The sequence below is a fragment of the Pseudanabaena sp. UWO310 genome, assembly GCF_006861605.1.
GTDB lineage: Bacteria > Cyanobacteriota > Cyanobacteriia > Pseudanabaenales > Pseudanabaenaceae > Pseudanabaena.
Window position 1 is genome coordinate 1 of the sequence record NZ_SELU01000016.1, and the last position, 22,962, is coordinate 22,962.

The 22,962-nt window shown below is 44.3% G+C and carries 23 protein-coding genes; 15 read left to right on the top strand and 8 right to left on the bottom strand.

Going from position 1 to position 22,962, the window contains the following annotated elements; genetic code table 11:
- Positions 1–179: 179 nt before the first annotated feature.
- A complete protein-coding gene (locus PseudUWO310_RS07070) occupies positions 180–959 on the bottom strand; it encodes an ABC transporter permease (RefSeq protein WP_142600025.1) in 780 nt (259 codons plus the stop codon).
- Positions 960–1,079: 120 nt separating this feature from the next.
- Here PseudUWO310_RS07070 and PseudUWO310_RS07075 point away from each other — a divergent pair, with 120 nt between their 5' ends.
- Positions 1,080–2,138 carry an AI-2E family transporter gene (locus PseudUWO310_RS07075; protein ID WP_142600026.1) on the top strand — a complete coding sequence of 353 codons (1,059 nt, stop codon included), beginning with the start codon at positions 1,080–1,082 and terminating at the stop codon, positions 2,136–2,138.
- 197 nt (positions 2,139–2,335) lie between these two features.
- Here PseudUWO310_RS07075 and PseudUWO310_RS07080 read toward each other — a convergent pair whose 3' ends face one another.
- Complete coding sequence (locus PseudUWO310_RS07080) at positions 2,336–2,590, bottom strand: YciI family protein (protein WP_142600081.1); 255 nt, start codon at positions 2,588–2,590, stop codon at positions 2,336–2,338.
- A 353-nt stretch (positions 2,591–2,943) separates the two neighbouring features.
- Positions 2,944–3,117, bottom strand: a complete 174-nt coding sequence (locus tag PseudUWO310_RS22800) for a hypothetical protein (RefSeq protein ID WP_009629642.1) — start codon at positions 3,115–3,117, stop codon at positions 2,944–2,946.
- A gap of 667 nt (positions 3,118–3,784) precedes the next feature.
- On the opposite strand from PseudUWO310_RS22800, the gene PseudUWO310_RS07085 reads away from it, so the two are divergent.
- Together PseudUWO310_RS07085 and PseudUWO310_RS07090 are read left to right on the top strand one after the other, a co-directional pair.
- A complete protein-coding gene (locus tag PseudUWO310_RS07085) occupies positions 3,785–4,738 on the top strand; it encodes an NmrA family NAD(P)-binding protein (protein WP_142600027.1) in 954 nt (317 codons plus the stop codon).
- A gap of 283 nt (positions 4,739–5,021) precedes the next feature.
- On the top strand, positions 5,022–5,321 hold the full coding sequence (locus PseudUWO310_RS07090; protein ID WP_142600028.1) for a DUF6825 family protein: 300 nt from the start codon (positions 5,022–5,024) through the stop codon (positions 5,319–5,321).
- A gap of 400 nt (positions 5,322–5,721) precedes the next feature.
- On the opposite strand, the gene PseudUWO310_RS07095 is transcribed toward PseudUWO310_RS07090, so the two are convergent.
- Positions 5,722–7,329, bottom strand: a complete 1,608-nt coding sequence (locus PseudUWO310_RS07095) for a NupC/NupG family nucleoside CNT transporter (protein ID WP_142600029.1) — start codon at positions 7,327–7,329, stop codon at positions 5,722–5,724.
- Between the two features lie 200 nt (positions 7,330–7,529).
- On the opposite strand from PseudUWO310_RS07095, the gene rpsT reads away from it, so the two are divergent.
- From rpsT to PseudUWO310_RS07115, 4 genes are all read left to right on the top strand, one after another.
- On the top strand, positions 7,530–7,823 hold the full coding sequence (rpsT, locus tag PseudUWO310_RS07100) for a 30S ribosomal protein S20 (RefSeq protein WP_009629068.1): 294 nt from the start codon (positions 7,530–7,532) through the stop codon (positions 7,821–7,823).
- A gap of 333 nt (positions 7,824–8,156) precedes the next feature.
- Complete coding sequence (locus PseudUWO310_RS07105) at positions 8,157–8,390, top strand: hypothetical protein (RefSeq protein WP_142600030.1); 234 nt, start codon at positions 8,157–8,159, stop codon at positions 8,388–8,390.
- A gap of 385 nt (positions 8,391–8,775) precedes the next feature.
- Complete coding sequence (locus tag PseudUWO310_RS07110) at positions 8,776–10,317, top strand: DEAD/DEAH box helicase (protein ID WP_055074499.1); 1,542 nt, start codon at positions 8,776–8,778, stop codon at positions 10,315–10,317.
- Positions 10,318–10,595: 278 nt separating this feature from the next.
- Complete coding sequence (locus tag PseudUWO310_RS07115; protein WP_142600031.1) at positions 10,596–11,858, top strand: MFS transporter; 1,263 nt, start codon at positions 10,596–10,598, stop codon at positions 11,856–11,858.
- A gap of 188 nt (positions 11,859–12,046) precedes the next feature.
- Here the strand turns inward: PseudUWO310_RS07115 and PseudUWO310_RS07120 are convergent, their stop codons facing one another.
- Positions 12,047–12,556, bottom strand: a complete 510-nt coding sequence (locus tag PseudUWO310_RS07120) for a hypothetical protein (protein ID WP_142600032.1) — start codon at positions 12,554–12,556, stop codon at positions 12,047–12,049.
- Positions 12,557–12,561: 5 nt separating this feature from the next.
- Here PseudUWO310_RS07120 and PseudUWO310_RS07125 point away from each other — a divergent pair, with 5 nt between their 5' ends.
- Together PseudUWO310_RS07125 and PseudUWO310_RS07130 are read left to right on the top strand one after the other, a co-directional pair.
- Positions 12,562–12,777 carry a hypothetical protein gene (locus PseudUWO310_RS07125; RefSeq protein ID WP_142600033.1) on the top strand — a complete coding sequence of 72 codons (216 nt, stop codon included), beginning with the start codon at positions 12,562–12,564 and terminating at the stop codon, positions 12,775–12,777.
- Positions 12,778–13,119: 342 nt separating this feature from the next.
- Positions 13,120–14,856, top strand: a complete 1,737-nt coding sequence (locus PseudUWO310_RS07130) for a M48 family metalloprotease (protein WP_142600034.1) — start codon at positions 13,120–13,122, stop codon at positions 14,854–14,856.
- A gap of 163 nt (positions 14,857–15,019) precedes the next feature.
- Here PseudUWO310_RS07130 and PseudUWO310_RS07135 read toward each other — a convergent pair whose 3' ends face one another.
- Positions 15,020–16,681, bottom strand: a complete 1,662-nt coding sequence (locus PseudUWO310_RS07135; RefSeq protein WP_142600035.1) for a GMC oxidoreductase — start codon at positions 16,679–16,681, stop codon at positions 15,020–15,022.
- Positions 16,682–16,899: 218 nt separating this feature from the next.
- Between PseudUWO310_RS07135 and rpsU the strand changes: the two genes are divergently transcribed.
- Positions 16,900–17,091, top strand: coding sequence for a 30S ribosomal protein S21 (gene rpsU, locus PseudUWO310_RS07140; RefSeq protein ID WP_009628553.1), 192 nt, complete (start codon positions 16,900–16,902; stop codon positions 17,089–17,091).
- Between the two features lie 211 nt (positions 17,092–17,302).
- On the opposite strand, the gene PseudUWO310_RS07145 is transcribed toward rpsU, so the two are convergent.
- Together PseudUWO310_RS07145 and PseudUWO310_RS07150 are read right to left on the bottom strand one after the other, a co-directional pair.
- Positions 17,303–17,848 (bottom strand): thermonuclease family protein, encoded by a 546-nt coding sequence (locus PseudUWO310_RS07145; RefSeq protein WP_142600036.1) that lies wholly within the window; start codon positions 17,846–17,848, stop codon positions 17,303–17,305.
- Between the two features lie 47 nt (positions 17,849–17,895).
- Positions 17,896–18,396, bottom strand: a complete 501-nt coding sequence (locus tag PseudUWO310_RS07150) for a DUF2993 domain-containing protein (RefSeq protein ID WP_142600037.1) — start codon at positions 18,394–18,396, stop codon at positions 17,896–17,898.
- A gap of 306 nt (positions 18,397–18,702) precedes the next feature.
- On the opposite strand from PseudUWO310_RS07150, the gene PseudUWO310_RS07155 reads away from it, so the two are divergent.
- The 5 genes from PseudUWO310_RS07155 (at position 18,703) to PseudUWO310_RS07175 (ending at position 22,939) form a co-directional block, all read left to right on the top strand.
- Positions 18,703–19,314 (top strand): sigma-70 family RNA polymerase sigma factor, encoded by a 612-nt coding sequence (locus PseudUWO310_RS07155; RefSeq protein WP_009628549.1) that lies wholly within the window; start codon positions 18,703–18,705, stop codon positions 19,312–19,314.
- Entirely contained in the window at positions 19,311–19,814 is a 504-nt protein-coding gene (locus tag PseudUWO310_RS07160) for a hypothetical protein (RefSeq protein ID WP_142600038.1), read from the top strand. The genes PseudUWO310_RS07155 and PseudUWO310_RS07160 overlap by 4 nt, the downstream gene beginning before the upstream one ends.
- A 74-nt stretch (positions 19,815–19,888) precedes the next feature.
- Positions 19,889–20,560, top strand: coding sequence for a Spy/CpxP family protein refolding chaperone (locus tag PseudUWO310_RS07165; RefSeq protein ID WP_142600039.1), 672 nt, complete (start codon positions 19,889–19,891; stop codon positions 20,558–20,560).
- 334 nt (positions 20,561–20,894) lie between these two features.
- A complete protein-coding gene (locus tag PseudUWO310_RS07170) occupies positions 20,895–21,911 on the top strand; it encodes a COX15/CtaA family protein (protein WP_142600040.1) in 1,017 nt (338 codons plus the stop codon).
- Between the two features lie 35 nt (positions 21,912–21,946).
- Positions 21,947–22,939, top strand: a complete 993-nt coding sequence (locus PseudUWO310_RS07175) for a heme o synthase (protein WP_142600041.1) — start codon at positions 21,947–21,949, stop codon at positions 22,937–22,939.
- Positions 22,940–22,962 lie beyond the last annotated feature (23 nt).

Below are 22,962 nucleotides of genomic sequence, written 5' to 3' on the forward strand. Positions count from 1 at the left end.
ATATAAAACCCAAAGAGCTGTAGCGCACGCGGAGCGTGCGCTACAGCTCTTTGGGTTTTTAATTATGTCCAGCTACTTAGCAACGTAAGGTTTGCGTAGGACATAAAGCCCAAAAGATGAGTGGCGGCGCTTCGCGCCTCAACGTCTAATTTTTCGCGGGGAAGGGGGTAGAGCTTTATTTAGAGATGACTTTCGCTTTTTAACATGCGTTTATAGGCTAGCCACCCTGACGCGATCGCTACGACAAAAAATCCTACTAAAAATCGCAGATGCAGGATCATATCGGTACTGGTAACAGCTTTACTATTGGTCGATAGCGCCGTAAAAGCTTCACTCATGTGGTAGACGGGATTAAATTGGGTAATTAAAAGTAAATCTTTAGACAAAAAAGTCGTTGGGAAAAATGCCCCGCCCAAAATCAATAGCGGTACGCCCACCCCCGCCACTAGGGAATTAACATCTTCTACCTTACGCGCAAATTTAGTGGCAAGGACAAATCCCATCCCCACATAGGAGCCAATACTTGCCAAAATCACTAAAATTCCCAAGGCGATCGAGCCGCTAAAACGTACTTCCCAGAAGGCGGCAACGGTATAAACAATGAGGGTCTGTCCGATCCCAATGGTGGCATAGGCAAAGAAAATTCCTAAAAAATAGGAGACCCCATTGATCGGAGAAATGAGTAGCCGCTTAATCGTCAGGCTTTCTCTCTCTGAAACGATGGTGGACATCGTGCCCCCAAGGCAACTAAAAAATAATGCCGAACCAATTAAAGTCGCAGGAGCAGAAAGTTTAAAGGATTCCATCGTGGTAATTTTAGAACCCTCCGCTAAGACAAAACCATTTAGCAACAGCATCGAAATGGGAAAGATCACCCACAGGAGTAAAGTACGATAGGTGCGAAATAATTCCAGTAAAATACGTCGCCCGATCGCGATCGCTTCATACCCGTAATTCATGTGAAATTTTTAGTGATTGAGTATCTTGCTATGGTAATTATAGGTAGAGGCGGCAAGAAGCGCTTCTATCTTCTTGATCACTGATTTGAGCAATGAACAGTTAGAGACGAAATTACAACTGTGTTAAATGGCAAAACTCCGCTTGGGAAATATCTACAACGCATTTTAATTATTGCTGTTGCGATTTATCTTGTCTTTAGATTACGGCAGACAGTGCAATTATTGCTAACTAGCTTGTTTTTAGCAGGTGCAATTACGCCTATTATCGAGCAAATGACCAATTTTCGGATTAAGGTCAAGCAATGGGAAATTGGCTTAAATCGGATCTGGGCGGTGTCCCTGCTCTATTTATTTTTGTTGATCGTGATAGTTTTGGCGATCGCTCCTGCCCCGCAAATCATTCAGGAATTGGGACAATTTTTTATTAAGTTGCCAAATCTCCTAGAGCAGATCCAGCCCCCGAAAAGCGGTATTGCCAATTTTAGCCAAGACCAGCTCAATCACATTTTGCAAACCCAACCCTTAATCGATCAAGCTCAAAATTTTGGCAAGGATATTGTCAGTCAAACCTTTGTATTCACCTTGCAAGTTGTCAATGCGATCGGTGTTGGCGTTTTAAGTATGTTGCTTGCGGCCTACATGGTGGTTCATTCAGATAGCTTGCTAAGAAGGTGCTTACGTCCCTTTTCTAAACAGATTCGCCAAGAGGTCGAAATTCTCATTCCCCCGATTACCAGATGTTTGGGAGCCTATGTGGTGGGTAGGGTTGGTACTTCTAGTTTGTTAGGGTTTTGCACCTATCTAACCCTATCGATTTGTGGAATTCCTTACGCAGGAGCCTTGGGACTATTGGTGGCGATCGCCAATCTCGTTCCCTATATCGGTGGCTTAATGGCTCTTGCCGCCATCTTTATCGCGGCGTGGGGAGTTGACTTTAATCGAGGGGCGATCGCCCTATTTATTTGCTTTGCATTACAACAAATCGAGGCTTTTATCTTGCAACCTTGGCTAGTTGCGCCCTATTTAAACCTCGATCCCTTTGAGCTTTTACTTTCCATTATTGTGGGAGCCGAGCTTTTTGGTGTTGTGGGCGCAATTATCGCTCCGCCGATCGCAGGTACGAGCCGTATTCTTTTTAAGCACTTTGCCGTTAGTACCACCAATAACGATAACGAATAATACCAATTCCCAAAAGTGTGGCTACACTTTTGGGAATTGAAAACCAAACCCAGTAAGGGTTTTAAAAACACAAAATGGCTACGCCATTTTGTGTTTTGTTATAACACCAAGGCTCAAAATGGCGTAGCCATTTTGAGCCTTGAAAACCCTTACTACAAATTGGAATAAAAGGGCGATTTGCGCCCCTTTATTCCAATTTAGTAGACCTGAATCCATTCATGGATTTCGTAATCTGTCCAAATACCGTTTTGCCAATAGGGATCGGACTCGACTAATTTTTTTGCCGCCGCCACATCGGGAGCGACGTATATGGCGAATACTTTGGTCACGTCCTGCGTAGGACCAACCGTGAGCAAGGTTCCCGTCTCATGCAAAGCTTTGAGGTTGTCAAGATGGGCTTGGCGAAAGGGCGCACGCTTTTCAAGAACGTTTTCGCAGTAGCTGCCCCACATAACAAATTTTTTTAGTTCGGTACTCAATTTCCTAGCGATCCCCAATATAGTAACTATTTCTGAATCAGTAATACCAATTCACGAAAATGTGACAACACTTTTGTGAATTAAAAACCAAACCCAGTAAGGGTTTTTAAAACATAAAATGGCGTAGCCATTTTGTGTTTTGGTATAATTTGGCTTAATTAAATATAAAACCCTAAAACCTGCGGCGCAAGCTGCGCTTGCGTCGCAGGTTTTAGCTCTAGATTCTAATTATGCTGAGGTACTTAATCCTAATTAAATCCTCAATAAATAAGAGCGTACATTGCACGCTCTTATTTATTGAGGATTAATTAAGATTAATATTTATTTTAATTAAAAAACAACCGATCTACGATCAAAGCAACAGTAGTAGCAAAAATAGTTACTCCAAACGCAACAATGATATTTTGTCCTTGACTAACACTGAAACATGCTACCGCTCCAGCTCCCAAACCTGCGGTAACTGCCGCAACTACAGGATCTTTAGCTGATTTATTGTACATTTTAAAACCACCGAACTATAACGAATAAAAATTTTTAATGCTTAATAATTGCTAGCCTAACAGTAGCGACTCAAAAGCATTGACAGTTCTCAATAATTCTTCTTGCTCGCCAAGATTTTCTTAATATTCGGTTACAAAATTAGATGCAAATCTAGTTGCAAGTTTCATTACTATTCATTACCAATAAGCGCAGCGATCGCTAAAGTTTGCCTCAGGACATAAAGCCTCCAAACATGAGTGGCGTTGCTCAGCAACGCCACTCATATTTGGGGCTTTGGTTTTCTTAACTAACTCTCAGCATAATTAAAATCCAGAGCTAAAAGCTGCGGCGCACGCGCAGCGTACGCATCAGGTTTTAGGGTTTTATATTTAATTGCGCCTAGATATAGCAGTAGCCAGTTATGTTAGGACAAAAACAAAACCCAGAAGAGTGTTGCGGCGCGAAGCGCCGCAACACTCTTCTGGGTTTTATGTCTTAACCTATTTGGCTATAGCTATACCTATAAATTTAGATTGAAAAAGCAGATCAAGAAGCCCTCATCGTCTTTAGGGCTTTTTCACTATCCGTAGATAGATATCGCGATCGCCACCATCGCCTACCAAAAGATGTCACCAAATATCTGATAGATTTATATATGTTTACAAAGTCAATTTAATAAAAAATTTTATGAGCTTACTGATCGTTGGCGCGACAGGTACACTAGGTCGTCAAATCACCCGTCACGCAATAGATCGGGGGCTAAAAGTCAAATGTCTTGTCCGCTATCCTAAAAAAGCAGGATTTCTTAGAGAATGGGGAGCCGATTTGGTTGTCGGGAATCTTACTAATCCCGAAAGCCTAGATGACGCATTAGAAGGGGTCACTGAAATTATTGATGCCGCCACTACCCGCGCCACTGGCTCCTTGAGAATTAAAGATGTCGATTGGTTAGGCAAGGTTGCCCTAATTCAAGCCGCCGAACGCGCTAAGATCCAGCGTTTTGTCTTTTTCTCCATTCTGAATGCTGAGAAATATCCCAATGTTCCGTTGATGGACATTAAATACTGCACCGAAAAATTTCTTGCCTCCACCGATCTCAACTACACCATCCTCAAACCCTGCGGGTTTTACCAAAACTTGATTGGGGAATATGCGATCCCCATCCTCGAAAATCAAACGATCTGGATTGGCGGTGAAGCATCCCCGATCGCCTACATGAATACCCAAGATATCGCCAAGTTTGCAGTTCGTGCGCTCACGGTTAAGGAAACTGAGCGTAAGTCCTTTGCGATCGCAGGGCCCAAAGCATGGCAGCCAAGCGAAATTATCAAACTCTGCGAAAGAATGTCAGGACGAACCCGCCGCACCGCCAATATGCCCCTTGGCTTACTCCGTTTTGCCCGCAAAGTTGCCCTAGGTTTTGAATGGGGTTGGAGTTTTGCAGAACGCATGACCTATGCCGAAGTTCTTGCCAGTGGGATTCCCCTTGACGCGGATATGGCGGAAACTTACAAAACTTTCGATCTTCAAGAAGAAGATATGACCACGTTGGAATCCTATATGCAGGAATACTTCAGCCGCATTCTTAAAAAGCTGAAGGAGCTAGATTATAAGGAACCCAAAATTAAAGCTCCGTTCTAAGTAGCTAGGCAATTAAAAACCAAAACCAGAGAGCATACCGCCCACGCAGCGGGCGGTATGCTCTTCTGGGTTTTAAGTTTACTTATTCCTAGCTACTTAAAAGTCTATCTAGATAGACTCTAGATAGACTATGTATGAAGCGCTGCCTAGCCCCTTGAATTTTGTTGCTATATTTAGAACAGACTAAAAAGAACAGACTAAACACTCTCTCCTAAGTGGTAACTCCAGTTAATCCCTAACTCCAATAATTAAATCTAATAATTAAATCTAATATTTCAAAATTATGAGCAAATCACCATTAGACGCTTTCTTTATTGGTAGAGCCACTGCTGAGGCTGTGATCGATCGCATCGAAGACACTGTGACCGATGCTCTCAGTGCCTTCGGCAAATTTGATGCCGAACAGCGCGAACATCTGCGTACTTTCGTTGAAGCAATTTTAGAGAAAGCAGATCGGCAAAAGGGAGCCGTCACGCAGGATGATGGCGATATCGCCCCTGACGAGTTGCAGGAAACTATTGACAACCTCCGTGCCGAAATCGCACAACTAAAGTCTGAATTGCAGCAATATCGACATCAGTAAACTAACGTGAGTTCGGGATAATTTGAAATGGGCTTTGAGAAAGGGTTTACTACGCAAACCCTTTCTCAAAGTCCCAAAGTAAAAGCCTTGCTACGCAAGGCTTTTACTTTGGGGCTTTGAAAATTTGCTAGCTTAACCCGAACTGACGTTATATAGCTGTCGCCTGTACTAGGATATAAACCCCAAGAATTGACTGGCGGCGCGAAGCGCCGCCAGTCAATTCTTGGGGTTTGATTTGTCCTAAGTCAAGTGACTGTAGCTATAGTACGATTTATACCAATTCACGAACGTGTGACAACACTTTTGTGAATTAAACTTTGTGAATTAAACACCAAACCCAGTAAGGGTTTGAGATTCCCAAAATGGCAACGCCATTTTGGGAATTGGTATTAGCGGTCTATTAGCGTGATGTGGGTAGAGAAGGCGATGCTTTAGGCATAGGTATAGTTCTTATCGGTGTATTTGTAGGCGAAACAGTAGGTAATGGATTGGGTGAAGTATTAGGATTGGGGGAGGTATTGGGTGTAGTCGTAGCCGCTGGCTTATCTGGTTGAGCCTCTACTCTTTTCTTTTCACCTAAAATACTAGGAGTCCCATCGTCAAATACCCCTGCAATGCAAGCAATCATCAAGGTTGCCAATGTACCCACAAATAAAGCCTTCCAACCTAAATCGGAAATATCACGACGACGGGAAGGGATTAAGGAGATCGTGCCACCCACGAAAATCCCTACAGATGCCAAATGGGCAAAACCAGATAGGGCGTAGCTCACAATGATCACAGTGCGATCGCTAATTAACCCATCCTTAGAAGCCTGAGCCAAAGCCTGATAGGGAGGAATTGCCGTCTCAAACAACCTTCTACCAATAATTACCGAAGCCGTCCAAGAATCATCCAAAGAAACCCCTGTTAGCAAAGTTAACGGATAAAACAAAGCTCCTTGGATATTTGGTAAATTAACCACCTTGAAAATGTCGCTAAAATTCGCAAGCTGCGCAAAAATTTGATTGATCAGATCGACTAGACCCACGATTAAAATCAAAATTGCTGCGATCGAAGCAGCCATTTTTAACCCATCCAAGGCTCCAATAATCGTGGCATCCATTGGACTCATCCGCTTCATCGTCTCGCCACCTGCATTTTCCAGCTCGTCATCTTTAGGCTTTGCCGACTTGTCTTCCTTGGGAATACCGCCCATGGTGACAGGGACTGATGTCTCAGGAACAAGGATTTTGGAAAGCACAAAGCAGGCGGGGATCGCAATAATCGAAGCCGAAACTAAATGCCCAAGAATATTAGGGAAAACTGGCTTTAAAAAACTTGTATAGATTGCCAAGGTCGAAGAGGCGGCCGTCCCAAAACAGCAAGCCAAAATCGCACATAGTTCGCTACGAGTCATCCTCGGCAAATAGGGCTTAACCACGATCGCCGCCTCAATACCCACAAAGATATTTGCCGCACCGCTCAAAGCCTCTGCCCCACTCAAGCGCATCGTCCAGAAAAACAACTTAGCAAATACATTAACTACGATCTGGATAACGCCAAGGTTTTCGAGCAAAGCCATAAATCCCGAAAAGAAAATTACCGCAGGCAAAGCCCGAAAGGCAAATACATAGGCTAAACGATTTGTCGTGCAGTACTTTGCCGCCGCATTTGCGGCAGTTGTCAGATCATCTAGTAAAACCTGTCCAGGAGGGCAAGTCCCATCAGGCTTGATCGGCAACAGGGCATAGGGTTCTTGCCCAGTTGGCGGTACCAACAAGCGCCCAAACACAAATCTTGCCCCTGCATCAGCCGAATCAAACAAAGCATTCAGCAGATCGCTAAATTTTTGTAAGCCCTCTCTCGTCTGAGGTTGCTGAAACACAAAATAGCCCAGCACTAACTGCAAGCCAATTCCCCAAAGAATGACCCGCCAAGGAATGACTCGGCGATCCTCAGAAAAGATCCAAGCCACAAAGCACAAGCCAAAAATGCCAAAGAAAGAAACAAAATTCAAGTAGGTCATGGGCGTTTGAGGATGAGATTCAACATAGAAAACCAGAAGGACAACCAAAAGGACAACCAAGAATAACCGAATCGAACAAGCAATCCCAAAGCAAATTAAAACAAATTAAAAAGTAAATTGCCAAAACAGTTGCAAAATTCGATCAAAATGTTACGATGATAAATGCTTTAAACCATGTCATTTCGCTAAAGGAATAAACTGTGGCAAACATCAAGTCCGCAAAAAAGCGCATTCAGATCGCTGAGCGTAACCGTCTGCATAATAAATCATATAAGTCAGCCGTCAAGACTTTAATGAAGAGCTATTTAGAAGCAGTTGAAGCCTATAAGGCTAATCCTACTCCTGAGGCGCTAGAAGCAGTTAATGCTAAACAGTCCTTGGCCTATAGCAAGATCGATCGCGCAGTCAAATGTGGAGTATTACACAACAACACAGGTGCGCGTCGCAAATCCAAGCTAGCGGTAGCTCTTAAAAAAGTTACTGTGAATAAATAAGCCTCAATACAAGTACTTTGCCATATAGGTGCTTTACAATCATTAGCGGTCAAAAGTTCTGAAAAATCAAGGGGAAATGTATTACGCTTTGTATTACGAATTACCAAGGATCTTCTTCAAACTTGCTACAATTGATCCGATAATGGTTCGAGATCGATCAAATTTGGATTGCGGTTTCACAACATTTTGTTAATCTTTCGTTGATTTTTAATAATTTGTTCGTGATCTCCTTGTTCGGGCAGGTTGTAGAATAATCGCTTTTCCCTACAGCTATCGTCTGCGATCTTGAGATCTTCTCAGCCTGTCCTGTTCAATTAAAATCACCCTAAGCTCATGTCTGATACAGACAAAGATAGATTCTTGAATCCTATGTTTGGTTACAGGGGCGAATTTACTCCTGAAAATTTGGCTTTTAATGCTAATTTACAAGAGTTTGCTAATCGTATTTCACTTATATGTGCTTTAGAAACAGGTGGTAAAATTCCACCGATGGAAGCTTACAAACAAATTAAGGATCTCTGGGCAGAACTAGATCGATCGAGAAAAAATCTTTTGTCTGATGATTGATCGCATAGCTGAATCAAAACTCAGTCAATATTCAAGTCGATATCAAGTCGATCCCAGTTCGACACCAATTTCAATACCATCAACGCTCATCAACCTAACCCATAGATATAAATCTCGAAAAGATTGTTTACAATCTTTAACATAGGTTTATACTAGATATACTAGAAATAATTAATTTCATTTTGCTGATTTCTCCCATTGCATGACTATCCAAAGCAATCTAATCTTTGGAAGCTGAGGTTTTCATAGAAAAGCTCTTTTTAAACCGCTTAAAATTTAGGGCAGAGATGTCCTTCGGCTTTGTTAGTGATTGTTTATCCCGTGCGATTGGCAGAATAGGCGAACTGTTCTTAGAACAAATTTGCTGCAAATCTTAGGATCATCCATGCCCTCATCTTTTCTTTCTCTCGGTATTTCAGAAGCTCGAGTTGCTAAGCTCGAATCCATTGGCTTTACAGAGCCTACAGCTATTCAAGAACAAGCAATTCCACAATTGCTCGCTGGTGCAGATGTACTCGGTCAAGCCCAAACTGGCACTGGTAAAACTGCTGCCTTCGCTTTACCAATTTTAGAGCGTTTGGATCTCAACAGCGATTCTCTTCAAGCGCTAATTTTGACTCCAACTCGTGAATTGGCGATTCAAGTCGGTCAAGCTCTCCGCAGTTTTAATACCAAACCTGGTGCGAAGATTCTCACCGTATATGGTGGATCGGCGATCGATCGCCAAATGATCCAATTGGAGCGTGGCGTTCATGTTGTCGTCGGTACTCCAGGACGTGTCATCGATTTGATGGAACGCGGTAAGCTAAAGCTGGAGAATCTCGCATGGTTCGTTTTAGACGAAGCCGATGAAATGCTTAACATGGGATTCATCCAAGATGTAGAAAGGATTCTGGTCACAACTCCTTCTACTAAACAAAGCACCTTCTTCTCGGCAACCATGCCTCCTGCGGTCAAGCGTTTAGTGAAGAACTTCTTGAAGTCTCCTGTAACTGTCAAGGTTGAGACTCAAGATTCCACACCTACCCGCATCGACCAACAGATTTATCTGGTTCCCTATCACCTGACCAAAGAGGAAGCCCTATTGCCCGTTTTGGAGTATGAAGCTCCTACTTCGGCGATTATTTTTGTCCGCACCAAGGACTCGGCAAGCAGATTGACTGAAATTCTGCAATCCTCTGGACATAGTGTCGATGAATATCACGGCAACCTTTCTCAATCTCAACGTGAAAATCTACTGCGTCGTTTCCGCAATCAACAGGTGCGTTGGGTAGTCGCTACCGATATTGCGGCGCGTGGTTTGGATATCGATGGTTTAACCCATGTGTTTAACCTTGATATTCCCGACGATCCCGAACGCTATGTTCACCGTATTGGACGCACTGGTCGTGCTGGTAAAAAGGGTGTGGCGATTACCTTGATTTCTGGTAAAGAACGCTACAAGCTTCGTCAATTGGAACAGCAGGTCGGTATGCCCTTGCCTCCTTTGCCCTTGCCTAGTGTGGCTCAGATTCAAGAGCGTCGCATTGGCAGATTTACCGAGCAAATTCTGCAAGCCTTAACAGGCGAAAGATTGGCTTCCTTCTTGCCCCTAGTGTCGCAGTTGGTAGAAGATTACGATCCTCAAGCGATCGCTGCGGCTGCTCTGCAATTAGCCTATACCCAGTTGCAATCCGAAAAAGCGGAACAAGCTGCATTACAGGTTTTGGCAAAACAACCCCATACTCCTTCAGGTCGTGACCGTGGTGGCGATCGCGATGGCGGTTCCTACAGTGGTAGACCTATCAAACGCGGTCAAAGTGGTGGTCGTTCCGATGGCGGTGGTCGTTCTGGCGGCGGTCGTGATGGCGGTGGTCGTGATGGCGGCTATGATTCGCGTCGTCCTTCTCGCGATCGCGATCGTTCCTCGGCTCCTGTTAAATACTAAGTTAGATATTACGCCTAGCTAGTTATACCAACTCACTGAAGTATTGGCTCACTTCAGTGAGTTAAAAACCAAACCCAGTAAGGGTTTTCAAAGCTGAAAATGGCGTAGCCATTTTCAGCTTTGGTATAATTCACCCGATCGCAAGATATCGCCGAGCTAGTACTTAAGAGATAATCGTAAATAAGTAATCGCAGCCCAAGTTATTTGAAGGAAGTTTCGTTAAGCGAAATTTTCTTGAATGACTTGGGCTAACTATTTTAATGGTCATATCTGAGATCATGCAGTCCTTAACAACCTTTTCGAGCCTTGATAATAACCTTCGCAAAAATCTGACTGCGATTTTTTTGGCAGGGCTGTTCTTTTGGTCGAGTATGGCTTCCCAGTTGCCAACTTTACCTCTCTACGTCCGCACCTTAACGCAGTCCTTCGATCAAATTGGGATCGTCATGGGTTCCTTTGCGATCGGTCTGCTTGTCTGTCGTTCTTATCTTGGCAGACTCTCCGATCGCAAGGGCAGACGTTATACGATGAGAATTGGATTGATTGTTGCGGCTATAGTGCCCCTATGCTATGCCGCATTACCATCAATTCCTTTGTTAATGTTCTTTCGCGCCGTACATGGCATTAGTATTGCTGCCTTTGCCGCTAGCTATAGTGCTTTAGTTTCCGATCTCGCGCCAATTGAGAAACGCGGAGAAATTATTGGTTATATGAGCTTGGTCAACCCCTTAGGTTTGGCGTTTGGCCCTGCAATTGGTGGTTTGATGTATGAAGCATGGGGATATCAACTTCTATTTATATCGGCATCACTCCTAGCGATCGCAGGGCTGCTATTAACCACTCAAATTGAGACAGAAGGAGATATTGGTAATCGTCAAGCGGGAGCAGCTAATACGGCGAAACCAGATTTTTGGGAGACATTCCTTAATCCCCGCGTCAGAGTTCCTTCGACCATCCTCTTACTCGTAGGATTTGCTTTTGGAACCCTTAGTGCTTTTATGCCTCTTTTGATGCAACAAAAACATGTTCCTTTAAATGCTGGCTTGTTCTATATGGCGGCGGCACTTTCAGGATTTATCATTAGGTTTCCCGTGGGAAGATTAAGTGACGAATGGGGACGGGGTATTTTTATCTCCATCGGAATCTTCTTTTATGCCGCCTCTATGGGGATCATCTATTTTGCGAACCATGACTACGAGTTTCTGCTATCTGGCATTGCCGAGGGAATTGGTTCGGGAATTGTTATTCCTGCGATCGTGTCTTTACTTGCCGATCGCACAGTTCCGCAGGAACGGGGATATGTATTTGGGATGACATGGATCGGCTTCGATCTGGGGATCGCTTTGGCAGGACCGATTATGGGTAAGCTGATTGCCTTTGTGGGGATTGCGAATATCTTTGCGATCGCCACAGGACTTTGTGTCATGGGCATGGCTATTTTCAGTACCCAATCTAACAAGACGTTGTCCGATTCCTTTAAATTTGCGATTGGTAAAACAAGCGATCGCTACGCTGTGAAGTCTTCTCAGATTCGCATTTAGGATAACGTCAGTTCGGGTTAAGCTAGCAAATTTTAAAAGCCCAAAAGTAAAAGTCTTGCTACGCAAGGCTTTTACTTTTGGGCTTTGAGAGAGGGTTTGCGTAGCAAACCCTTTCTCAAAGCCCGTTTCAAAATTCAAAAAAGCAAATATGAGTGGCGGCACTTAGTGCCGCCACTCATATTTGCTTTTTATTTTGTCTCTGACAAGGCAAGCGCTCTAGGTATATAAAGTGACATCGAACCGACAATCGGAATTGCTGACGGGCAACTTTCGGTTTTATACCAAACAGGTTTACCCCACATTAAACCTTCACTGGCGGGGCTTTGCGGAATTGTGCAGTTCATTTCCGTATCGTGAAGTCTAAACGCCGCCATGTTTTGGGGCAGTCCTTGTCTAACTACATCGATATAGCGATCGCGATAGATGCCCTGAATAATATTGCGGTTGTATAGGCTTGCCGAAGTGCCGACATTGAGATTGTATTTCTCAATCATCCAACTGGGAATATAATAAGCATGAGACTCTCCAGTAGTATTTTTGAAGGTAATAATATTGCCAGAAATTTTTTCGATGACTTGAGGAGTACTATTGTCAAGATACTCACCCATGGTTTGCGTTTGGGCTGCGGTCTCCGATGCCATCAATACGATCGCGATCGGAATTGCACCGAGGAGAAATCTTAAAATAAATTTTGGCATAGTCTTTGAAACTCCGAATTTTTGATGCGATTTTGGTGCTGCTTCCTTACGATTGCATTATCGCGATTGAGCTGATGCGTGAGTTGCTTGACTACTGTACAAAACTTATCCTCTGCCTTGATTTCTTCATTTTTTGGGGTAGTGCTAAAAAAGGAAAGGATGGTCGGCGCTTTGCGCCGCCTATCCTTTCCTTTTTAAAAGCATATGTATGGGCAAAATGATTGGTACTTGCATTCGGTGGAGAAGGAACAATTAATATTAGGGTTTTTAATCTTTCTTAAATAGCATGATCAGAGCGATCGCTATATCATATCTACAAGGATCTAGGCGCACTTAAATATAAAATCCCAAAACCTATGGCTCATGTATGGCTTGCGCCACAGGTTTTTAATCTGGATTTTAATTATGCCTAAATCCTTAAGTAGTTAGGCATAATTAAAAAACAAAACCAGAGAGCGTACCGCCCGCGTAGCGGGCGGTACGCTCTTCTAGGTTTTAAGTCTAATTATCGCGCCATCAAGCAACAATTACGGGACTAATGCTAACAACCTAGAGAGGCTTTTATGTCCATATCCAACTCAGAACTACCTCGTAAGGCAGGACGAGCCGAGCAAGCTGGAGTAATTCTGGCTACAGCTAAAGTCGCAGGCAATCTTGCCCTTGCATCTAGCGTTACGATCGCTTTACTCGTAGGGATCGTATTTTCTTTAGTTGCGGCCACTATTTTTATCGTCGATAGTTCCAATCCCGTTCTCGGATTTGGCATTGCCGCGCTCTTTACCATTGCATTCAATGCGATCGTATTCTTTATATCGCCTTGGATTATGGATTTAGTTCAGGGCTGGCTTTATCATACACGTTGGGTAAAGATTGAAGAAATCGAACGACTCAGCCCTGAATCGGCGCATACAATTCAGCGCATTTGCAGTCTTAAAAAGATTAAACAGCCACGTATTGGCATTATCGATGACAATAATCCCACCGCCTTTACCTATGGAGCCTTGCCAGATAGCGCTCGGATCGTGGTCAGTGCGGGTTTATTTAAATATCTCGATGATGACGAAGCGGCAACGGTTTATGCCCACGAGCTAGGGCATATCGTTCATTGGGATTTTGCCGTGATGACTGTAGCTTCTACCTTAGTCCAAATTACCTATCTGCTCTATATCACCATTCGTGAGATCGGCAAAAAAGTAAATGATGAACGGGCTGAAAATGCAGCGGCGATCGCTGCTTTTATTGCCTATGTTTTCTATATTGTGGGAACCTATCTATTACTTTATCTATCGCGCACTAGAGAATACTTTGCCGATTGCTTTGCCGCCGAACAAACGGGCAATCCCAATGCTCTATCGCGGGCTCTGGTTAAAATTGCCTATGGTATTATTCAAGAAACAGAGAAATCAAAGGAACCCAGCCGTTTAATGCAGGGTACTCGTGCGATCGGTATTTACGATGCCAAAGCCGCCGCAACCACAGGTACGGCTTACCAAATTACTTCCTCTCCTGAAAAGATCGGTCGTCTATTTCTCTGGGATCTCTTTAATCCTTGGGGTTGGTGGATGGAATTAAATTCCACTCATCCTCTGACGGGCAAACGGGTTCGTGCCCTCAGTAACTACGCCGAGCAACTAGGCTTAGAAATGGAATTTGACATGGGGCGCGTGGCTGCTGAGGGTAAGCTGCTCGACAAAAAACGCCTTTACGGTACGTTCTATCAAGATGTTCTACTCTATGGTGCAGAATTTATCGCGATTGTAATCGGTTTAGCGATCGGAGCATTTCTCTTTGGGCGCGGATTGGGAGGAGTGCAAGCATTTTTTGCCCTTCCTTTAGTTCTATTGGGTGGGGTAATGCTATTTAAGCGATCGATTATGTACCCCAGTTCTCAAAATGCACCAGCTAGCGATGTGATTACCCTCATGTCTGATGCCTATGCCAGTCCTCTACGCGGTCAACCCGTACAATTGGAAGGAACCTTGATTGGTCGTGGCGATGCGGGCTACATATTTGGTTCCGATATCATGTTACAAGATAAATCGGGACTAATGTATTTGCTCTATGCTTCCCGTTGGGGACCCTTGGGCAATTTCTTCTTTGGCATGAAGCGCGTACAAGGCTTAATTGGTTCTGAGACCAAGGTAAAAGGATGGTTCCGTCGTGGTGTTGCTTCTTGGATGGATTTAGAGCTTCTATCTACAGCTAATGGTAACAAAGTTTCCAGTCATCCCGCTTTTTGGGGACTATTATGGTCAATCGTCTTTTTGGCGGTAGGCACATTACTATTTTTTGCAAAATAGTTCTTATACCAAATCACAAAATGGCGTAGCCATTTTGTGATTTGGTATAAAAGCCAAGAAGAGAAGGTTGGCGCGAAGCGCCAACCTTCTCTTCTTGGCTTTTGATTTTGTCCTAACGCGAGTGGCGATAGATATATAATATTGGGCTGCTTAATCCTTGCCGCTAGAAAACCCCCTTACGTAATTGCTCCGAGATAAACTCGCTAGCCCTTGCGGTGATTGCCATTTCGGTCAAAGTAGGGCTTTGCCAACCAGAGGAAGTCCAGCAGGCTCCATCGGTAACAAAGAGATTGGGAGATTCCCATAACTGATTATGTTCGTTCACTACTGAATTAGTGGGCGAAGTTCCCATTCTCGCACCCCCAACTTCATGGATGTAATAACCTGGAGGAGCCGAAAAAGCCATCATCTCTTCCATGCGACTGACAAATTCCGAAAAGACGGGAACATGAAAGATATCCGTTAACTGCATACTTTTACCTCCAGCGATCTTGATGATTTCATCAATCTGTCTATGCATATGGTCGAGCATTAAATGTTCGTTGTCTGACCAAGCACATTCAATATGAGGCACGGGAATGCCCCAAGCATCAACTACATCAGGATTCAGTTCGATCTGGTTGCGATAGCGTGGCAAGACCTCGCCATGGGCGATCATGAAGCCAATGGAGCCATCGCCAACCTTACGCAAAACGTTTGGTAAATCAAAACGTTGTACGCCGCCCCAAATGCCATAGCCCCGTAAAAATTTCTCTTGCTGCGATGCCAAATTACTGAAGCAAGGGATGAAGAAGCTATCGCATCCCGATAGATCGAAGGGTTTGGGAGTCTGTTTGATATGGGGGAGTAAAAAGAAGGTGGAAGTGGAAACGTGATCCATGAGGTAATGTCCTAACATTCCTGAGGGATTAGTTAGACCAGCGGGTTGATACTGCTCCGTAGAATGCAAAAGAATCCGCACCGACTCAATGGTGGAAGCGCATAAAATCACCGTTCTTGCGAAGGCTTCATGGGCTTGCTTCGTTTGGCGATTGATAAATACTACCCCACGAGCTTTACGGCTATTGGGATCGAAGATCGCATGGCTGACCACAGCATCCGATCGCAAAGTCACATTTCCCGTCGCGATCGCCGCTTTGAGAGAGGAACCCAAACTGGAATACATCGGCCAAGGCTGGGATGGCGTAGGGCGGTGTAAACCAAACCCCCGTGAAGGGATGAGCCGACGGTCAGACCATTTTTTTTCTACGATTTCTTGTAGATACTGTTCGGCAGGTGTGAGGGGCAAAGTGGGTTGATATTCCCCATCGGGAAGTTGGTCGAGCCCCTCTTGGCTGCCGCGCACCTGAAAGAATTTTTCTAATTTGCTGTAGTAGGGTGCAAGATCGGCATAGGCGATCGGCCAATCCTGATCGTATCCGTCGCGACTTGCGGCTTTAAATTCGTAGTCGGATAGTCGGAGGGTAATGCCACCCCAAGTAAGACTTTTGCCACCGACCTGACGACCGCGAATCCAGTAAAAGGGTTTCTCTGGTGGCGTGGTGTAGGGATTATCCTTTTCATCAATGAATAGATCGGGGTTAGCTTTCCAATAACCAGGATGCATTGATTGATAGGACTGGCGTTTTGCGATCGCAAGGTTATAAAAACGCTTTGCCATATCCTTGACATTATTGCCTAACTCGTTAGGCGCGGGAGTTCGACCAGCTTCTAAGACAAGGACTTTTAAACCCCTTTCGCTCAATTCTTTTGCCGCAACTCCGCCATTGGCTCCAGAGCCAACTACGATCGCATCATAAACTTCTGTAGAAGGATGGGGACTCATGTTATTTCTTGACAGACCTTTTGCTTAGAAACAGCTATATATTGATATATTGACGGAAAATGATCCCCAAAAATGAGCTAATCGGGATTTTCCTTGCATCCCCAAAAATAGACTTTACAACTTTGGCTTAGATTTGCTAAGCTAGATACCCGTCGCCTAAATTAAAATGCGCCAAACTACAGCATAATTAAGAACAATACTTTGCTACCTAAATAAGCATGACTCAAATAATCGTTGGTGAAAATGAAGGGATTGAATCGGCTCTACGTCGATTTAAGAAAAAAATCCAAAAAGCTGGCTTACTAGCAGATATTCGTCGCTGTCAGTATCACGAAACCGCAGGCGAAAAACGTAAGCGTAAGGCTGAAAATGCCAAACGTCGCGGTCGTTTCCGTCGTCGTGATGTCTAATATAGAAACAGATATAAAAAGGGCTGTGCATTGCACAGCCCTTTTTATATCTGGCTATAGCTATAGTCAGTAATGTTAGGACAAAAATCAAACCCAATAGAGAGTTGCGGCGCGAAGCGCCGCAACTCTCTATTGGGTTCTATTGGGTTTGATGTCCTGACTTAAGTGAATATAGCTATAAGTAGCTGAGCATAATTAACGTCAGTTCTAGTTAATAGCCAACACCTAATAACTTATGCTCGCGGCGAAACTGGCTCGGTAAGATAACTTCAGTACCATTTGCCCAGATTCCGAGGCGATCGCTCTGCGCTTTTTGTTCGATCGCTTCGTATTCTGAACAGTCCTTTTCTTGAAGGCGATCGTAATGGGCAAGTCCGAGGGACACCATCACTTTATTGGCATTTTGCCCACCCGCTAAGACCTCGCCATAGTAGCGTCCAAATTTATCTTTTTTAAAAACCTTGACAGCGATCTCTTCATCATCAAGGACATTTTGTAATACTTTACGCGCATGTTCGCCTTCTGCTTGCAATAGCTCAGGCGCATCGATACAGGCAAGATGCACTTTGGTTTTAATCCCGCGATCAATCAGCGTAATGTTGTCGCCATCAAATACCCTAACCGCAAACGATGTCGCCCATGCTGGTGGGATCGCGATCGCTAGACAGCCCAACAGACAAAATAAATTGATCAACAAATTGATCAACGCGATCGCCAACAATTTCTGAGATGGATAAATAAACTTAGCCAAGGACATGAAATAAATTAAAAGAATATCTTAGCTTTCTGGACTGGGGAAATGATTTAGGTAGCGGCGATCGCAAATTCACCGCGACATTTAGCCCGACCCTCGACAATCGCCAACTCATGCAGTGTAAATTCATCGCCTAGTTTATGTAATAACGTTTCGAGCAAAGCGCGAATTTCATCATCACTAGTAACGACAGGAGGCACATCGGTAGCGATCGCTTCTAGAAAAACAGGAGAGCGTAAACAACTCTGCAAATCTGCCGCCGACAGCTCAACATCCATAGTGACGCGGATCGGATCGAGCAGCCTTAACGTTTCCCCCTTGAGGATCTGCGCGATATTGAGATGGATCGCCTCGGCGCATAGGTCAATATTAGTAACCGCTAAGCCTTGATATTTTGCCCCTACCCCAATTACATTCGCTTTAGGAATGTCACCACTGAGGATCTGGCGACTTTTGCCAGCGATCGCAATTTCGATAGCTTCAATATGTTCGACCTGCGATCGTAACCATAGTTTAATGATAGGAATTAATACAGAGCTAACAACAGACATGAGTAGAGCCTTTTAGAGATAACCATTTTATTCCTAAAAATTAGGAATGAACCTTTTTGAGATCACGGCGGTCAAAACCTATAAGTTGATTACCAACGATATTGCCTTAATTATTGCTTTAATTATTGCCTCAATGAGTAATTATTGTCTCAGTGAGCCTCAATAAGTCCCAATAAATAAGTCCCAATAAATAAGTCCCGATAAGTCCCAATAAACGAGTCCCAACAAGTATAGTTGCTCTCATGGTCTTAGGAATAGCCGCTTTTCTCCGCCCATATTCCTTCTCTCTACGATGGTTGATAGTAGATGTTCAAAACGGTAATCACCAATATCGAAGAACCTAGTCTTAGCGATCCCGATCTAAGTATCGTGCAGGCTTGCTTGCAAGGCGATCCCCATGGTTTTAAAAAGCTCTATCAACGTCATCAGCAAAAGGTGCGCTCAACGCTATATCAGCTATGCGGTACGGATGGTTTAGATGATTTGGTACAGGATGTCTTTTTACGAGCATGGAAAGGACTACCGAAATTTCGTCAATCTTCGCAGTTTTCGACATGGCTCTATCGGATTGCCTTTAACGTTGCGAGCGATCGCCGCAAAGCTCTAGCCAAAATGCGATCGCGCAATATTAATGTGGAAGACGAGCAACTTGCTAATTTCGCCGATGAGGCGATCGCCCGTGATGGTGATTCGCAGCCGAACCTCACGCAAATGCATTATCAAGACCTAATGCAGCGCGGTTTAGCCAAGCTCAGTGAAGATCATCGCACCGTACTAGTACTGCACGATTTAGAAGAGTTACCTCAAAAAGATATTGCCGAAATTTTATCCATTCCTGTAGGCACGGTGAAATCAAGATTGTTTCATGCCCGCAGTGCCATCAAAAAGTTTTTAGAAGCGCAAGGAGTCGAGTTATGAAAAATAAATATACTCAGGAACCACAGGATTTTAGCGAAGATTTTGGTGGAGATGCCCCTAAAAATTCTCACGAATCCTCTTCGCACGACTCCTTAGTGTCTTTTCTCAAGCAGCACAAATCGATCGCGCCACCCCCTGCCCCCAACTTTGAGCAGCAGCTATTTGCGGAGATTAGTAAATATCCCCAACCTGCTGCCAAACCATTCAAAGCACGTTTGCGGCGTTGGCTTCCTTGGGCTTTGGCGATTCCCGTGGCGATCTCCACAGGGGTAGCTTTTAATTGGGCAACGAGTCGAACGCCCCAGTATCAAATTGCCAATGCGCCCAATATTACGCAAGGGAAACCCCAAGGGAAAACGATCGGTGAAGCCGACAGAGCGGAGATCGAGCAATCACTTATCTATAGTTGGGACGCTACTGACAATACTGCCACCCCAAGCTCGTCCACCTCAACAGAAAACCAAATTTTGTCGGAGCTATCGCCCCTTGAATATGAGTGATTTTGGCTATTTCTATTTATTGAAATATTGAAATGTTGAATTATTGAAAAATTTATCGAAAAATTGAAGATGCTATGTTCAAATCTATTTTAAGTTCCAAGATATTTCGCTATGTCGCCCTCACTGCTGCCGTGGTTGGGGCTAGCAGCATTTTTTTGAGTAGTAGCAATATTTTGCAATCGCAACCACAGGGGCAATCTCTCAGCCAATCCCAAGTTGCCAGCCAGCCCCAAGTAAAGTCGGATAGCAATCCTCAAACCCTAGCCGAAGAAAACCCATCACCAAAGCCAGACAACCATCCCAATCGCTCTGAAAGTGCCGATATGCCCTCAGGCAAAATTTTAAAGCAGTTAAATTTATCCCCCGAACAATTACAAAAACTTAAGGAGGTGCGCGATCGCGATCGCGATCGCATTCGCGATCTGTCCCAACAGTCGCGCCAAGCCAATCGCGAGCTGCGGGATTTGTTAGCTAGTAATGAAAGTAGCGCTGTAATTCGCCAGAAACATACGCAAGTTTTAAACCTTCAGCAGGAGCTACAAAAGCAACATTTTGAAAGAATGTTGGCTATGCGAGATATCTTGACCCCTCAACAGCGATCGCAACTCAATGAAATTATCCAAAAAAATCGTCCCGATCGTTCTCCCAATCGTCCCAAAGAGAGCATTAGAGATAACATCAGAGACAATATCAAAAATCGCATCGATAATCGTTTGGAAAATTTCCGCGATCGCCAAACCCTATGAAGCCGACCATGATCACCAAGAAAAAGCCCTGCTATGCAGGGCTTTTTCTGCGATCGATGCCAACACTTAACGAACGTGAGTTCGGGATAATTTGCAACAGGCTTGGAGTCTTCAAGCCCAAAAGTAAAAGCCTTGCTTAGCAAGGCTTTTACTTTTGAGCTTTTAAAATTTGCCAGCTTAACCCGAACTGACGTTAACGAAGAAATTAACGAAGAAATTGTTAAGTCCTCCTACCAAATCTAGAACTGCTCTTAATATAAGTCGTAACTATTATCAATACTTCTGTTGAGTTTTATCAAGATTCACGAAGAAAGCCTGAACCTCCTACACTTGCATGACTGATTCTTTATCTTCTTACAAAGCAGCACGAGCGGCTGAACATCTGACTAATAGTAATTCTGAAATTAACGTTGAAAGTAGCCCTGAAATTAGAAACCGAGTTATAGTCCTACTCCGTAGCATTGCTTTGGGAATTGCGATCGCCACTTGGATGGTGATGGCGATTGGCAGTGCTACTCGCGTGATGAATGCGGGATTGGCTTGCCCCGATTGGCCCCTGTGCTATGGATCGGTATTACCCGCCGAGCAGATGAACCTCCAAGTTTTTTTAGAATGGTTTCATCGTCTGGTTGCCTCCTCGGTCGGATTTGCCACCATTGTTCTGTTTGGTGCAAGCTGGTATTTTCGTAAATCGTTACCAAGTTGGTTACCTTGGGCGACTTCGGGTTCATTATCTCTGGTGGTTTTTCAGGGCATTTTGGGCGGATTGACCGTAACCCAATTATTAAGGTTTGATATCGTCACGGCTCACTTGGGCACGGGGTTATTATTTTTCTCTAGTTTGTTGGCGATCGCTTCTACCTTGAGCCAGCAATCAAGTTCGGCAAATCATCTCGGCTCTAAAAAAATTGCTTGGTTAGGGCTCTCGGCAGCAATTTTTGTGTACTTACAAAGTATTCTTGGGGCGTTAGTTGCTTCGCAATGGGCTCTGCATCAATGCTTTGCTACACAGGATATGTGTGTGGTTTTGAATGCCCATTTATTAGGTGTAATTCCTGCCAGTATTTCTAGCATTGCCGTTGTCGTGGTGACATGGCTTGCTAAGACAATCTCGCCTTGGCTACGGCGCATTTCCCTGCTTGTCGGTTTACTAGTACTTTCACAAGTAGCGATTGGCTATGCTACCTATAAACTCCATTTACAAGTCGAACCATTAACGATCGCCCACCAAGCGATCGGCTCAGCATTACTCGGAACCCTTGTTTGCTTTACTGTATTAGCATTTCGAGCTGCTAACCAAGATCCATCTCAAACCAAAGAACAGAATCAAGTGCAACCTGCGATTCGCTAACCGTAATCTGCAAAATATTTTAGGAGTTAAGCGTAATGCAAGAAACAGCGATCCCAGAAACTATATTTGCTGAGGCTGATCGATCGAATCAATCGGCTCGCGATTGGCGCAGTGTCATTCAAGATTACACAGAGTTAACCAAACCTCGCATTATTGTCCTATTACTAATTACTACCGCAGGGGCGATGTGGATTGCCTCTAAAGGTCAAGTTGATGGATTATTAATGTTGACTACGGTCTTGGGGGGAGCGATCGCCGCTGCTTCGGCAAATGCGATTAACTGTCTGTACGATCGCGATATTGATGCCAAAATGGAACGCACCAGTTGGCGACCAATTCCATCGGGGCGGATTAGCCCTTTGCAAGCACTCATCTTTGCGATCGCCTTGGCGATGATTTCCTTTACTTTGCTAGCGATCTGTGCCAACCTTCTTGCCGCTTGTTTGGCAATGTCGGGCATCGCTATCTATGTTGGTGTTTACACAATTTGGCTCAAGCGTTCCAGCACCCAAAACATTGTCATTGGTGGAGCCGCAGGGGCAATTCCTCCCCTTGTGGGCTGGGCGGCGGTAACGGGTGAATTGAGTTGGGCGGCATGGGTATTATTTGCGATTATTTTTGTGTGGACTCCTCCCCATTTCTGGGCTTTAGCCCTAATGATCCGCGATGAATATGCCAAGGTTGGCGTACCGATGCTGCCAGTAGTTAAGGGCGCGGAAGTAACTGCCAATCAGATTTTGGTCTATACATTGTTAATTATTCCCGTATCCTTATTGCTGGTTTATCCTTGCAATGTCATGGGGTTAGTCTATGGCTTTTCGGCGATCGCTTTAGGCGCAACTTTCATTTATAAGGCAACCCAGCTATTAAAAGAACCGAGCGATCGCAATATGGCCCGTTCTGTGTTCAAATATTCGATTCTCTATTTAGCTTTACTTTGCGTGGCGATGGGGATTGATAGTTTGCCCTTAGCCCATATCTCTAGCCAACAGGCGATCGCTTTATTAAAAATACCAAGTAGTCTTTAAGGCAAAAGCTCAAAATGGCTAAG

Bases quoted from the DNA above. Each gene is read 5' to 3' on its own strand.
- PseudUWO310_RS07070 (WP_142600025.1), bottom strand. From the start codon at position 959: ATGAATTACGGGTATGAAGCGATCGCGATCGGGCGACGTATTTTACTG.
- PseudUWO310_RS07080 (WP_142600081.1), bottom strand. From the start codon at position 2,590: ATGTGGGGCAGCTACTGCGAAAACGTTCTTGAAAAGCGTGCGCCCTTT.
- PseudUWO310_RS22800 (WP_009629642.1), bottom strand. From the start codon at position 3,117: ATGTACAATAAATCAGCTAAAGATCCTGTAGTTGCGGCAGTTACCGCA.
- PseudUWO310_RS07085 (WP_142600027.1), top strand. From the start codon at position 3,785: ATGAGCTTACTGATCGTTGGCGCGACAGGTACACTAGGTCGTCAAATC.
- PseudUWO310_RS07090 (WP_142600028.1), top strand. From the start codon at position 5,022: ATGAGCAAATCACCATTAGACGCTTTCTTTATTGGTAGAGCCACTGCT.
- PseudUWO310_RS07095 (WP_142600029.1), bottom strand. From the start codon at position 7,329: ATGACCTACTTGAATTTTGTTTCTTTCTTTGGCATTTTTGGCTTGTGC.
- PseudUWO310_RS07105 (WP_142600030.1), top strand. From the start codon at position 8,157: ATGTCTGATACAGACAAAGATAGATTCTTGAATCCTATGTTTGGTTAC.
- PseudUWO310_RS07110 (WP_055074499.1), top strand. From the start codon at position 8,776: ATGCCCTCATCTTTTCTTTCTCTCGGTATTTCAGAAGCTCGAGTTGCT.
- PseudUWO310_RS07115 (WP_142600031.1), top strand. From the start codon at position 10,596: ATGCAGTCCTTAACAACCTTTTCGAGCCTTGATAATAACCTTCGCAAA.
- PseudUWO310_RS07120 (WP_142600032.1), bottom strand. From the start codon at position 12,556: ATGCCAAAATTTATTTTAAGATTTCTCCTCGGTGCAATTCCGATCGCG.
- PseudUWO310_RS07130 (WP_142600034.1), top strand. From the start codon at position 13,120: ATGTCCATATCCAACTCAGAACTACCTCGTAAGGCAGGACGAGCCGAG.
- PseudUWO310_RS07135 (WP_142600035.1), bottom strand. From the start codon at position 16,681: ATGAGTCCCCATCCTTCTACAGAAGTTTATGATGCGATCGTAGTTGGC.
- rpsU (WP_009628553.1), top strand. From the start codon at position 16,900: ATGACTCAAATAATCGTTGGTGAAAATGAAGGGATTGAATCGGCTCTA.
- PseudUWO310_RS07145 (WP_142600036.1), bottom strand. From the start codon at position 17,848: ATGTCCTTGGCTAAGTTTATTTATCCATCTCAGAAATTGTTGGCGATC.
- PseudUWO310_RS07150 (WP_142600037.1), bottom strand. From the start codon at position 18,396: ATGTCTGTTGTTAGCTCTGTATTAATTCCTATCATTAAACTATGGTTA.
- PseudUWO310_RS07155 (WP_009628549.1), top strand. From the start codon at position 18,703: ATGTTCAAAACGGTAATCACCAATATCGAAGAACCTAGTCTTAGCGAT.
- PseudUWO310_RS07160 (WP_142600038.1), top strand. From the start codon at position 19,311: ATGAAAAATAAATATACTCAGGAACCACAGGATTTTAGCGAAGATTTT.
- PseudUWO310_RS07165 (WP_142600039.1), top strand. From the start codon at position 19,889: ATGTTCAAATCTATTTTAAGTTCCAAGATATTTCGCTATGTCGCCCTC.
- PseudUWO310_RS07170 (WP_142600040.1), top strand. From the start codon at position 20,895: ATGACTGATTCTTTATCTTCTTACAAAGCAGCACGAGCGGCTGAACAT.
- PseudUWO310_RS07175 (WP_142600041.1), top strand. From the start codon at position 21,947: ATGCAAGAAACAGCGATCCCAGAAACTATATTTGCTGAGGCTGATCGA.